Consider the following 14,372-nt stretch of genomic DNA (forward strand, 5'->3'; position numbering starts at 1 on the left):
GGATCACCCATGGAAGCTCCTGATGGGTTTTCCGGCCTGCCGGTGGGGCCCTCCCCCCGCCCGGACGGATCTCTCGGCGCCGTGACGGGACCACCCCCCGGCACCACGCGCATGCCCAGCCCGCGTACGCGGTAGATGCACGTGTCGTCGCCCCACAGCGACGCCTCCGCCGTCGCGTACGGACCCCGTGCGTCGTGCCCGGCCTCCAGGACGTCCATCTCCACCCTGATCAGCCGGTTGGCCGGGGTGATCTGGCCGCGGTACGTCCAGGTCATCTCGCGTCCGGGCAGGACCGGTTCGAAGCGGGGGTCCGGGACACCGGCCGTCATCCCGCGTTCGATCAGGTGGAACCGCAGCAGCTGGCACATCGCCTCGATGCCCAACGAACCCGGCTGCACCGGGTCCTGGAAGAAGTGCGCGGCGAAGAACCACTCGTCCGCGTCGACGTCCTTCTCCGACCGCAGCCGGCCGAGCCCCGCCCTTCCCCCGTCCGGCCAGTACCCCGTGATCCGGTCGAACATCAGCAGCATCGGACCGGGCAGACGCGCCGGACCGGCGCAGTAACGGCCGGGCCGGGAGGTCAGGTCCACGGTGCGGTCGCAGGGCTCGTCGAGGCGCGCCCGGTCCTCCCCCGACACCGGCAGACCGGCCTGGTGGTCGAAGGCCGAGGGCGGGAAGTACCCGAAGACCGTGGAGAGTTCGAAGAGCGGCTCCCCGTCGGCCCTACAGGTGACGTCGAACGACTCGATGATCATGTCGCCGCTGCGGGAGACACGCGTCAGCCTGGCGTCCGTGCGCACGGTCCCGGTCGCGGGAGTGACCTCGCCGGTCACGGTCCCCGATCCGTCGAGGTTGCGGAACAGCAGGTCGGTGCCGGTGGTCAGCGCGCTGCCCACGTAGGAGGCCAGCCAGCCGCACGGCTGCAGCGCGACCTCCAGGAGTACGGCGAACGGCATCGTCCGGCCGTCGTTCTGCTCGAAGTACCAGGCCGCGTCCGGCACGTCGTACTCCGCGACGACGGCGCTGCCCTCCCGCATACCGCCCTGCGGGCCGTCCACCTCGGCGATACGGCTCATGAAGTGGTACGGCGGACCGGGCAGCCGGGCGACCCTGCGCGTACCGTCGAACGGCGTGTACGCGGCACCGAACGCCTCGCTCGGCCTGCCCCAGGCGCACGCGAGCAGCGAGGCGTAACCGAACGGGAATCCGCCCACCGAGGCGACCGGACGGACCTCCGCATGGCCGTCGAGCCCGCCGAGGGCCGCGAGCGGCACCGGGACACCGCTGTCCTGGACGGCGGGCGGGCCCAGCCGCCGCCAGTGCGACAGCGGCCAGTCGGGCACCAGACGCAGCGCCACGTCCCGGCCGTGGAAGGCCCTGACCCCGTCCACCGTGCCCAGGACATCGGCGTACAGCGTCGGCAGCGGCCCGGACGAGACGCCCCGCACGAACACCTCGTACACGACCCGGCGGCTCTCCGGGGTGGCCTGACCACGGCACTCCGCCGAACAGGGGGAGCCGTCCACGGGTTCGAAGCGCCACCCGTCCCTGCCGACGGTGAAGCCCATGGCCGCCAGATAGAAGGCCATCGCCTGGAAGCCGCCCTGGAGCATCAGGGTGCCCGGCATGCACGGGTCGTTCTTGAAGTGCCCGGCGAAGAACCAGTCCTCCGGCGACACAGGCGTCTCGGCGCGCAGGTAGCCCCGGCCCCACGGGCCCCCGGCCGGATCGAACTCGGTGACCTCGTGCAACAGCCGAAGCCGGCCCGCGTCGATGCCGGGGGAGCGGACATGGGCGGCGGTCGCCTCCCAGCCCGGCCCGAAACAGTCCGCGGGCCGCCCCTCCGACAGTGCGCGCACCCGCTCCGCCGTGAAGTGCGTCAGCTCGCAGCGCACGGCGGGCGGATCGAGCGGAAACCCGTCACCGGGCGGGCAGTCGGCGGGATCCCACCGCACCCCGGCGCTGTCGGCGAGTTCCGCACGGGTGAAGAACCCCGCCTGGCCGTTGCGGACACTCAGGCGGAGCTCACCGTTCACGGAGCAGTCGTAGTGGAAGAAGAACAGCCGCACGCCGTCGTGTTCGGCATGGCCGTCGATATGGATCTCGTAGCGCAGCGTGTCGCCCGCCTCGGGCGGGCTGCCGTGGTACGTCAGCTCACAGCCGAGCAGCCGGTAGGCGCGATCACCCCGGTTGAGCAGGTCGACCCCGAGCCAGCTGATCAACAGCAGGTCGGCCTGGCCCGCCTCGATCATCAGACCGGCCGGCATCCGGCCGGCGGGGTCCAGGTACCAGCTGTCCAGGCGGACATCGGTCTCGGTCCAGATCGTCCCCGAGGTGCGCACCTGACCGGGTCCGGCGAGCGCCGCCGGTACCGCGTCGATGCCGGTGACCCGGTCGGCGAGCAGCATGGGCGGTTCGGGCATCCGGGTCTGCACCGCGTAGGCGTCCTGCGCGGCGAACCGGGGACCGAACAGCGCGGAGATCCGGCCCGAGGCGAGGTGTTCGAGCTGGGCACGGTCGAACCTCGGTCCGGGCAGCGGCCCTTGGCGAGAGCCCTGCCGCAGGGGCGCGGCACCGGGTCCGGTGTGCGGCTCAGGTGCTGCGGCTCCGGATGCGGTGCGCGACGGTGCTGCGGCGGATGCGGTGCGCGGTGACGGTGCTGCGGCTGCGGCTGCGGGTGGCAGCCGTACGGGCAGCGGGGGCGTCCCGCGACCTGTCCCGGCGGGCATCGCGCCACCCGTTCCGGTGCGCGTCAGTGCGGCCACCGCCTGGGCGGAGGTGCGCAGGAAGCGCAGATGGGTCTCGGTGTGCAGGGCCGTGATCTCCTGATGGAGCGCGGTCACCCGGCGAGTCTGCAGGGCGACCAGAGCCCGTACGTCCGTCGGCCCCGGCTGCCGCTCCGCCCGTGGTCCCACCACCTCGACGGCCGCCGGGGCCGCGGACAGGTCGGCCTCCCACCCGTGCAGCGGCGCCAGCTCGGGAGCCCTGCGCATGGTCACGGCGGGTGCCTGGAGGGACGGCAGACGGGGTGTGGCCGGTACGGACACCGTGACGGTGGGCCCCGGCTTGGTACGGCCCACGGCAGCCGCCCCGAGGCTGCGGAAGAGCTCCTCGGCCCGCACGGGTACCCCGGCGACGACCAGCTCGGCCACGGCGAGGCACAACTGCCGCAGGCCCTCGCCCCGCGGGGCGTCGAGGGCGACGGCCACATGATCGCGGTCGCCGAGCACGCGCTTGACCCAGCCGGTGCACAGCCCGCGCGGCCCGTGCTCGACGAAGACCCGGACCCCGTCGGCCCACGCCTGTCCGACCGTGGCCGCGAAGTCGATCGTGCCCAGGCCCTGGGCCGTGAGTGCCTCGGCCGCGCGCTCGGGCGTCGGGCGGTACGACCGCCCGGTGGCCCCGCTGTAGAACCGCACGCCCGGCACATCGACGGTGGGGCGGTGGTGCACCTCCCGCCACAGGTCGCGGATCCCGGCCAACTCCGGTACGTGGGCCGCCATGTCGTAGTCGATCGGGATGGTCTGGACGTCACCGAGCCGGGCCACGACGGCGGCACACGCCCGCGACTCGCCGCCGATGACACAGAGGTCCGGCGCGTTCACCGCCACCAGGTGCACGGCGACCTCGCCCGAGAGTTCCGTACGGACCCTGCCGAGGGGCGCGCCCACCAGGTAGCTCGACCAGCGGGAACCCCGCACACCCAGACGTTCCCAGGCGCGCCGGACCGTCCGGAGCTCACCCGTGAGCTCCGTCGTGAACAGACCGCTGTTCTTGGCCGCGCCGTACAGCCCCGCGGCGTCCGGCCACGCCCCCAGGGCCACCAGGGCGGCCGACTCGCCGGAGGAGTAGCCGATGGCGGCGTCCGGCCGCAGGCCGAGCATGTTCCGGGTGAGCTCGGTGTGTACGGCGGCGAGCCCGGCGGCACCCCAGATCCGGTCCAGCACCGTCGGCGCCGAGCAGGGGCGTGCCCAGGCGGCGACGGGCCCGTGTTCGGCCCTGACCGCCTCGCCGAGCGACGGCAGCGCGAGCATCAGCTCATGGCCCATGCCCCGGTAGGAGGCCGAGCCGTTGGTGTACACGAAGGCGGTCCGCCCCGTCACCGGTCCGTCCCGGTAGAACACGTCGGCCGGCCTGATCCCGCCCTCCGCCAGCCAGCGACGCGCGGCCTCCGCACGAGCCGCGAGCCCGCCTTCGCCCTCGACCACGAGCGCCAGCCTGGCCGGGCCGTCCGAGGACTCCCTGCCGGACGCGAGCGCGGCGAGCACCTCCCGGCGGTCGCCCCCGGAGAACACGTGCAGGCGAGGCGCCTGCCCCCGCAGCCACGGCAGGGGGTCACCGGCACACAGCCGGACCGTGGCGGGCGCCCCCTCCAGCGGGGACACGACGGCCGCGGCGGTCCGGGGGAACGCGCCGGGGTCCGCGGGCCTGTCCGCGCACGGCACCACGCGGTGCCGAAGCGCGACCGCCGCGACCGCGACGGACAGCAGCCCCTGCGCCGCGTGGGCACGCCCGAAGAGTGACGCAGGGTCGAACGCGGCGTCGGCCCCGTCGCCGACGACCAGGTCGGGTACGCCGGTGGGGTCCTCGTCGAGCAGCGCGATCACCGTGTCGCCGTCCCCGCGGGCGGCGTCGAGCGGTTTGAGGACCAGGACCACGGCGGCGTCACCCGGCTCCGACTCGTGGCCCAGTTCGCGCAGGGCGGTGCCCGCGACCAGCCCGCACGACAGGTCCGTGGCGCCGACGAGCGCGGCATCGGCCTCACCCGCCCTGATGGCCCGCGCCGCGAGGCCCAGCGCCACCGGACCGGAAGCCTCTTCCGCCGACACCGCGAAACCGGGACCCGCCAGGTCGAGTTGGGTGCTGATCCGGCTCGCCACGAGATTGGGCAGACTGCCCACCACCCGTTCCGCCGTCATGGGGGACACGAAGGCGTCCCGGGCGCGGTCGAGCGAATCGGCGTCGCCGGCCTCCCCGGCCTGCCGCAGCCAGTACGGAACCCGCCACCGGGCCCCGGCCCGCGCCACCTCGGGATCCACCCCCATCCCGATGACCACCATGGTCCGCTCGCGGGGCAGGGACACCCCTTGTACCGCCTCACGGGCGGCTTCGAGGACCAGCAGCTGATGGGGCACGGTGTGCTCCAGGGACAGCGGCGGGAAGCACAGATCCGTCAGCTCCACGGCGATCCCGGCGACGGGACCGCGCCGCTCGCCGCCGAGCACCGCGCGGCGGAAGTCCTCCGTATCGGCCCCGTCACCGACCCGGGCACCGAGGGCGACGATCGCCACCGGCGCCCGACGCCCCGGCACGTCGGGGGCGGGGCGGCCGGAAGGCTCCGGGGGCGGCACGGGCGGGTCCGGGATCCGGGTGTCCGCACGCGGACGCGACGGTGCGGGCGCGGCGAACACCTGGTCGCGGTCCCAGCAGTCCACGATCAGATGGGCGTTGGTCCCGCCGAAACCGAAGGCGCTCAGGGCCGCCCTGCGCCGCCCCGGCCACGGCTCCGGTCCGGTCAGCACGCGCAGCGGAGTGCCACGCAGCTCGGCGAGCGGACGATCGGCGCCGAGCGTCGCCGGACGGATCCCCGTACGCATCGCGCCGAGCAGCTTCAGCAGCCCGGCAATCCCCGCCGAGGCCAGCAGGTGGCCCACGTTGGACTTCGCCGAACCGATCGGCACATCCTCGCCGCGGGCATGGACCCGGGCCATGCCGCGCGCCTCCACCGCGTCCCCGACCGGCGTCCCCGTCGCATGGCACTCCACGAGCGAGACGGTCTCCGGCGCGATGCCCGCCGAGGCGTACGCCAGGCGCATCGCCCGGACCTGGCCCTCCTCCGCCGGACTGAGCAGCCCATGGCCACGCCCGTCGTTGGACAGCCCGATACCCCGGATCACACCGAGCACCGGCAGGCCGGAGGCGAGCGCGTCTGACAACCGCGTCAACGCGACGAACCCCGCGCCCTCACCGTGCATCAGCCCGTCGGCGTCCTGGTGGAACGGCCGGCTGCGGCCCGTCCTGCTCACCGCCCCCAGCCCGCAGAACCCCACATGCAGATAGAGGTTGTCGACCCGGTTGACCGCTCCCGCAACCATCAGGTCCGCCGTGCCGTCGTGCAGCCGGTCGCACGCCAGCTTGATCGCGTACAGCGACGAGGCGCAGGCGGCGTCGAGCGCCCATCCACCCGCGCCGAGCCCGAGCGCCCGGGCCGCCAGATGGGCGGGGAGCCCCGACGAGAAGCGGTTGCGCGCGTCGGGCCGGACCCGGCGCCCACCCGTCAGCAGGGCATCGCGCACGGACGGCCGCTGCGCGGACAGCCATACGTGTTCGGCGTACGCCGAGCCCGTTTCCGTGGGGTAGGACAGATTGCCCAGTACGAGGCCGGCGCGCGGCAGCGGCCCTTCGCGCCCGGCCTCCGTGAGCGCCTGACGGGCGCCGTGCAGGACCCATCGGAAGAGCGGGTCCAGCCCGAGGATCTGTTCCGGGTCGATCAGGAAGCCACCCGGATCGAAGACGGAATCGAAACCTCGTACGTAGCCTCCGACATCGGTCCACGTACGGTCCAGATGGTCGTCCACCGCGCCCATGGCCCAGTGGCGCGGCAGCCTCCACCGGTCGTCCGGAACCGCCGAGAGGCTCCGCCGGCCTGCGGCGATGTTGTCCCAGAACGTATCCGGGTCGAGCGCGTCGGGCAGTACACAGCCCCGGCCGACGACGGCGATCGGTTCGAATCCCATACAGATCTCACTTCGCGTGCGGTACGGATGGCCGTCGGCCGCTGCTCGGGTCGGGGGGGCGGTCCGCCCGGATTCAGGAGGGGCGGCGGACGAGTTCCACGCCACGCAGTTCCACGCGCACGGACCCGTCGGGGTCGATCAGCGCGACATCGCACCGCGCCCCCGTGTCATGCGCCTTCCGTGCCCGCACCACGCACCGCGGCGTGCCGGTCACCGGGCCGCCCCGGTGCACCCTGCACTCCGCGACCGCCATCGGCAGTGTCGCGTCACCGAGTACGTGCTCCGCCCAGACCAGGGCGAGCTGGAGCGCGCCGTCCACGGCGGCCGGGTCGAGCGTCCAGTGGTCGCCGGGCCAGCCCAGCTCGCGCAGACCCGCCACGGTCGCCTCCGCCCCGTGCCGGGAGACCCCGTGCACGGTGCGGACCGCCCGGAACAGGGGGCCGTGGAAGAGGACCCCTCCGTCGTACACCTCTTGGCGGGCCGGCGGCGTCAGCCCGGCGGGAGTGACCCAGGCGGCCGGATCCGGTTCCCCGGCACCGAAGGCCGAATCGCGGGCGGGCTCGAAGGCCAGCACGGCCCGGAAGTGCGGAACGCCGTCCTCGGCCCGCAGCTCCACGTCCAGGTTCGAGGGATCCCCGACCGTGCCGCGGCTGCCGTGCACGGTCAGCCGGTGGCCCTCGTGGGCGAGCCGGGGCAGGACGAGCTTCCTGAACACCCGGAGATCGCGCAGGACCACGCCGGTCGCGTCCGGCCGCCAGGCCGCGGCCGCCCCGGCGAACCAGTTCAGGACCATCGCCACGGGCAGCACGGGAACCCCGGCCGGCTCGTGGTCGGACAGCTGCGGATGGGTCCTCCGCCCGACCCGCACCTGCGCGGGGCGCGGCTCACCGGACAGGGCGGTGGCACCGTCGCCGGCCGTGATGACGACACGCGGCTCCCCGGCCGCGCCGTCCAGCTCGGCCGTGAAGGCGGCGGCCCCCTCCTCCAGCGGGATGAGGGCGACCCCGGACCGGCCGAAGTGCCCGGCCAGGGCCGGGGTGACCATTCCGCCGTGCCACGGACCCCAGGCGAGGGACCGCACCAGACAGCCGGGGCGGCGGGACTGCTCGGCCGACGCCACCTGGGCGAGCAGCTCGTTGGCCATCGCGTAGTCACTCTGTCCCGCGTTGCCGAAGACGCCGGCCACCGAAGAGAACAGGCAGATCACGTCGAGGGGATCGTCGGCCGTCGCGGCCAGCAACGCGCGCAGGCCGTCGACCTTGGTGGACATCACCAGGTCGAACTGGTCGTCGGTCTTGTCGCGGATCCGCCTGTCCGCCAGCACCCCGGCGCCGTGCACGAGGCCGGTGATCGGCCCCCAGTCCCTCCGTACGTCGCGGAGCGCGGCAGCTACCGCGTCGCCGTCCCGCACATCGACGGTGACGTACCGCGCGGCGGAGCCGGCGGCCTCCAGCCGTGCCAGGGTGGCCCGCACCTCACGCGCCGCCAGGATCTCCCGGGCCCGTGCGGAAACGGCGGCCGGCGACGCGTCACCCGCGTCACCTGCCGAGCGCTCGGCGAGCAGGCGGGTCAGCGCGGGCTCGTCGGTGGCCGAATCCAGGCCGGGCGGCTCCACGACGGCACCGGTCCGGCCGAGCAGGACGATCCGCGGCCGGTGGCGCCCGGCCAGGTCGAGCAGCGCGGCGGCCGTCACACCCCGAGCCCCTCCGGTGGCCACGATCACCGACTCGGCCGTGATCCGCGGCGTCCCGGGTGCCGGCGGGGCAGGTACCACCCGGGGCGTCGTACGGCTACCGTCCACGCGCAGGCCGACCTCCGGCTCCGGGCCGCCTTCGAGCAGTTCGTGCACGATCGCCTCCGCTACCGCGTCGGCGTCGCGCCCGCCCGTCTCGCAGTCGATCGCCTTGACCGAAACCTCCGGCCACTCCTTGGCCGCGGTCCGGGTCAGACCGGCGATTCCGCCGAGCCACGCACGGTCCGGACGGCGGCCGTCGAGCCCGAAGTCACCGCCGGTGTCCTGCACGGTGACGAACAGCCCGCCCCGCGCGGCCGTCCGGGCGGCGACCGCACGTGCCGTGCGGAACGCGGACCGGTGGACCTCGCGGGCCTCGTCGGGCGAGCCGGCCGCTGTCAGGCCGCCGAGGTGCACGACACCGTGCGCGTTCTCGGGAACGCCGGTGGTGGCGGTGGCGTCGATGCCGTGACCCGTCAGCTTCCGCGCGACGAGGACGGCGATCTCGGAGTCGTCCCCCACCACCGCGAGCGGCCCGTCGCCCAGAGCCGCCATCGCCAGGCCGGACGCCGGTGCCTCCACCGAACGCGGCACGAGCCTGGTCAGTCCGGCGCGTGGCGCGGGCGCGTCCCGCATGGCCGGGATCTCCGGGACGGCGGCCTGCGGAGGCGGGGTGCCGGTGCCGGCACCCGGGGTGAGCGCGTCGACGATCTCGCGCAGGGTGCGGAGCTTGCCGAGGCGGGCGATGTCCCCCGCCGGAGCGTCACCCACCTGCCGGCGTACGGCGGACAGGATCTCGACGCGCTTGATCGAGTCGATGCCCAGATCCGCTTCCAGCTCCATGTCCGCGTCGAGCATCGCCACCGGGTATCCGGTGAGCCGGGCCACCACCGAGAGCAGCAGCTCCTCGAGCTCGGGCGGGGGAATCTCCCGCGGCGACGGGTCGGCGGGCTCGGCGACCGTCACCGCAGGCGCGACGTCCGGGGTCTCCGGCACGGTGCGCGGCGGTACGGGGGCGAGGACCGGCGGGGGCGCCATGACGGTGGCCGGTGCGGCGGGCGGGACCGTCGCCGGGTGCGGGGCGGATGCGTGTGTCCGTGCGGACGGCACCTGCCGAGGCGGCTGCGGCGGAGCCGGAGGGACTGCCGCGAGCGGCGGTCCGGAGACGGCCGCACCGAGCGCGCCAGGGGCTCCGGGCGACCCCAGCATCGCGGCGAAGGTCGCCTCCGTCATCCTCAGGAACGCCATATGACTGTCGATCAGCATGCGCTGACAGGCCGCGTGGGCCTCCGCCGTCTGCCGCTGCACACTTTCGACCATGGCGTACCAGTCGGAACCCCCCGGGAGTTCGGGCACGGGCACGGGCACGGGTGCCGGTGCCGGCACAGGCTCCGGAGCAGGCGGATTCGGTGCGGGCAGCGCCGCGGCCCCGCCCGCCGGCGGGTAGGGCTGACCGTAGTTGGCACCGCTGATCTTCACGGTCATCCTGGGCTCGCGCTCCTTCGCTGTTCCGGGCGGCGCGTAGGGCGCCCAGAGGTGGTCGTGGTCGAGCGGGACACCGCGTACGGCCAAGCGGCCGAGCGCGGTGTGCAGGCTGCTGACCCCGGACCGGCCGGGCCGGTCCAGGGGGACGGCCGCGTGCTCGCGGTCGCCGAGGATCTGACCGACCAGACCGCTCAGCGTGGCGCCCGCGCCGACCTCGACGAAGGTCCGCACCCCCGCCGCGTACATCGCCTCGATCTGGTCGTGGAAGAGCACCGGCGAGGCCAGGTGACCGGCGATCCTGTCGCGCACCTCGTCGGGCTCCGACGGATACGGTGCGGCGTCCGCGTTGCCGTAGACCTCGATCCCCGGGCCCGCGATCGCGACGTCCCGCAGGAACGCGGCGAGCGGTTCACCGGCCGAGGCGACCAGCGGACTGTGGAAGGCGGCCGACGCGTTCAGCCGCCGGGTGGAGACGCCCTCTGCGGCGCACGTCCTCTCCACGGCCTCGATCGCCTCCGTGGTCCCGGAAAGCACCACCTGCTGGGGCGAGTTGTGGTTGGCCGGCCAGACGTCGGTGAACCCGCCGGAGGCCAGCACGGCCGCCACCCGGTCACGGTCCGCGCCGACCGCCAGCATCGCGCCCGGCGCGACGGCCGCGTCCCGCATCAGCTCACCGCGCCTGCGGGCCAGGCCCACCAGGGACTCCGCGTCCAGGACCCCGGCGCAGTGCAGGGCCACCAGCTCGCCGAAACTGTGGCCCGCCACGCAGTCCGGCCGCAGCCCGAGCCCCCGCAGCACCTCCAGCAGAGCGAGACCGTGCACGGCGAGGGCGGGCTGCGCCCACTCGGTGGCGGTCAGCCGTGCGCCCTGGGCCGCACGCTCCTCGTCGGTGAAGGCAGGCGGTGGGAAGACCACCCGGTGCAGGGGGCGGCCGTCGAACCCGGCACCGCCCAACCGGTCCCAGGTGTCCTGGGCGGCCGGGGACAGCATGGCGAGGTCGGCGCCCATGCCGACGTACTGCGCCCCCTGGCCCGGGAAGAGGAAGCCGATCCGGCCGGGTGAGGTGGCCGCCGTGGCGTACTGGACACCGGACGGCGTGGAGAACGCCGTGTCCGGCCGCGCCCGGATCAGCGCGGTCGCCTGCGCGAACTTCTCCAGCAGGTCCTCGGTGCCGGTGGCGACGACCGCCAGCCGCACCCGGTCGGTGGGCGAGAACGTACGGTGGCTCTCCCGCGCGATCTCGGCAAGCGGCCGGTCGTCGATCGCGGCTCCCGACAGGGCGGCCGCCGAAGCGGCGCCGAACAGGACGAGTTCGGTCGGAGCGGAACGGTGGCGCCAGGCCGCACGACCGGGTGAGTCCGACGGTACGTACTCCTCCAGTGTGACGTGGAAGTTGCTGCCACCGAAACCGAAGCTCGACACCGACGCCCGGCGGGGGTGACCGGACGGCCGCACCCACGGACGGGCTTCGGTGTTGACGTAGAACGGGCTGTCCGGGACGGTCGTCGCCGGGGCGGGCCGGTCCACCTTGATGGTCGGGGGCAGAACCTTGTGGTGCAGGGCCATGACCGTCTTGAGCAGTCCCGCCGCACCTGCCGCGCATTTGGTGTGGCCGATCTGCGACTTGACCGAGCCGATCGCGCACCACTGCCGGTCCGTACGCCCGGACTCACCGAACACCGCGCTCAGCGCGGCCAGTTCGGCGGTGTCCCCGGCCTTGGTTCCCGTACCGTGCGCCTCGACCAGCTCGACCGTGTCCGGACCGTAGCCCGCCTCCTCGTACGCACGCCTCAGCGCCCGCGCCTGGCCGGCGGGCAGGGGCGCGTAGATCGCCGTGCTCCTGCCGTCGGAGGAGGTGCCGATCCCGCGGATCACCGCGTGGATCCGGTCGCCGTCCCGCTCCGCGTCGGACAGCCGCTTGAGCGCGTACATGACGACGGCCTCGCCGAGCATGGTGCCGTCCGCCGCTTCGGAGAACGGCCGGCAGTCACCGCTGGGGGACAGCGCGGGCGTCTTGGAGAAGCACATGAACATGCCGATGTCGTTCGCGGTGTCGACGCCGCCGCTGATCACCAGGTCGGACCGGCCCAGTGCCAGTTCGCCGACCGCCGTCGACAGCGCCGCCAGGGAGCTGGCACAGGCCGCGTCGGTCGTGTGATTGGTGCCGTGCAGATCGAACCGGTTGGCGATCCGGCCCGCGATCACATTGCCGAGCAGCCCGGGGAAGGTCGACTCCCGCCACGGCACGTAGTGGTCCGTGATCCGGTCGCACACGGCCTGCGCCTCGGCCTCGGCGAGTCCGCTCTCCCGCATCGCCTTGAGCCACACCGGACGCCGGCTGCGCTCGTTCATGTGGGACAGCAGTTCCAGGGCGGCGGCTCCGAGGACGACACCGACCCGGTCCCGGTCCACGCGCGACAGGCCGCCGGCGTCCGCGAGGACCTGGTCCGCGACCATCAGCGCGAGCAGCTGGGCGGTGTCCGTGGCCGGAAGGCTGGTGGGCGGCAGACCGTAGGCGAGCGGGTCGAAGTCGACCTCCGGCAGGAACGCCCCCTTGCGGGCGTACGTCTTGTCGGGGGCGGCCGGGTCGGGGTCGTAGTGGTCCTCGACGAGCCAGCGGGACGCGGGGACCTCGGTGATCAGGTCCCGGCCGCCGATCACCGTCCGCCAGTAGCCCGCGGCGTCCGTCGCGCCGGGTACCAGCGCGCCGACTCCGACCACGGCGACGGGCACCTGAGGGCGGGTACCGGACACGGGTTCTCCTTGTCGTCGAACGGCTGCCGCCGACGCCTCCGGGACGCCGGTCCCGGTCATGCGAGCCTGCGCGGCGCGTAGGCGAAGGCGGAAGCCGGCAGGGGAACGCCGTAGGTACGCAGCTGATGGGCGCGGGTCAGGACGGCGGCGCCTTCGACGAGGTTGAGCGCGATCTGCACGACCGACCGGTTCGCCGCCCCGGCGAGGAAGGTGCCCGCCGTCCACCGGTTGAACGCGCCCATCGCCGGGCCGCACCAGATCTGGAAGTCCGTGCGCCGGGCCGACTCCCCGGTGATGGCCCACCGGCTGGAGTTCCCGAGGTACCAGCGGAAGACCAGCGCCATACGGTGTCTGGGGTCGGCCTCCGCGCGCACGATCTCGGACGGGTCCCGCTGCCTCCAGAACTCCCGGGTGCGCTGCCAGATCTCGTCGAACGGGGCGCGCAGGACGTCGCGTTCGATCGTGGCGCGCAACGGCCCGGGGATCTCCTCCAGCGAGGAGTGGTTCCGGTAGGCGGTGTGGAGCCGGTCCGCCCGCCGGGCGAACATCGTGCCCCGGGCCAGCACTTGCAGCTTGACGCCCAGCTCGAACATGTCGGCCGCCGGAGCCATGGTCACATCGGCGATGTCGGCTTCGGAGAGCATTTCCTTGGCCTCGTCGGACAGACCGGCCTCGGTGGCGGTCTGGTTCACCGACCCCGTGACGACGTAGGCAGCCCCGAGCGCGAACGCGGCGGCGACCGCGCTCGGCGTGCCCAGACCGCCCGCCGCGCCGATTCTGACCGGCCGGGAGTAGCCGAACCTGCGGGTGAGTTCGTCCCGCAACAGGACGATCCGGGGCAGCAGCGCGGCGAGCGGGCGGTTGTCGGTGTGCCCGCCGCTGTCGGCCTCCACGGTGATGTCCTCGGCCACCGGCACCCGCGCGGCCAGATCGGCTTCCCGTGCCGTCAGAGCGCCCTGTTCGACGAGTCGGCGCAGCAGGTCCGAAGGCGCGGGCGACAGGAACTGCTCGGCCACCTCCGGGCGGGAGACCTTGGCGAGCAGCCGGGCGCCCCGGACGATCCCCCCGGCGGCGTCCAGGTGCAGCCCCCGGGCCGCGCACAGGACGACGGCCGGGGTCAGCTCCATGAACGCCGAGACCGAGATCCTCGGGACGGAGTGCCGCAGCAGCAACTCGGCGACCCGGAACTCCAGCGCGGGCTCGGCCGGTGCGTGGATGAGGTTCACCCCCCAGTTCGGGCGGTCGGCCAGTTCCTCGGCCAGCACGCGCACGGCCCGTTCGACATCGGCGTACGCGAGGCCGCCCGCGCCGAAGAAGCCGAGCATCTCCGCCCGTGCCATCGCGGTCACCATCCGGGTGGTGGAGATGCCGTTCGCCATCTCGCCCGCCACGTAGGGGAACCGGACACCGTGCGCCTCGCAGAAGGCGCGTCCGCCGAGCCACTCGGGATACAGCGGGGGCAGCGTCCCGAGCAACGTCGCGCCGGTGGGCGGGGGACCGACGGCCAGACCCAGGTCACGGCCGGTCGGCCCGGTGACGATGTGCACCTGTTCCCGGATGCGCCGGGCACAGGCGGCGATCCCGTCGGGGGAGAAGGCCGAAGGGTGGCTGACGCCGGGGTCGGAACCGGTGAGGACGGACAAGAGCGGACTCCAGCGGAGAAG

Annotated in this window: 2 protein-coding genes and 1 pseudogene; all 3 read right to left on the reverse strand. The window is 74.1% G+C overall.

What is annotated here, in order from left to right:
- Positions 1-83: 83 nt before the first annotated feature.
- Positions 84-6,737: pseudogene (locus tag ACFWVP_RS03245) on the reverse strand (beta-ketoacyl synthase N-terminal-like domain-containing protein); the annotation flags it as partial.
- Between the two features lie 73 nt (positions 6,738-6,810).
- Complete coding sequence (locus tag ACFWVP_RS03250; RefSeq protein WP_384493211.1) at positions 6,811-12,708, reverse strand: SDR family NAD(P)-dependent oxidoreductase; 5,898 nt, start codon at positions 12,706-12,708, stop codon at positions 6,811-6,813.
- Positions 12,709-12,764: 56 nt separating this feature from the next.
- On the reverse strand, positions 12,765-14,351 hold the full coding sequence (locus ACFWVP_RS03255) for a PfaD family polyunsaturated fatty acid/polyketide biosynthesis protein (protein WP_384493212.1): 1,587 nt from the start codon (positions 14,349-14,351) through the stop codon (positions 12,765-12,767).
- Positions 14,352-14,372 lie beyond the last annotated feature (21 nt).

Source organism: Streptomyces sp. NPDC058637 (assembly GCF_042717325.1).
GTDB lineage: Bacteria > Actinomycetota > Actinomycetes > Streptomycetales > Streptomycetaceae > Streptomyces.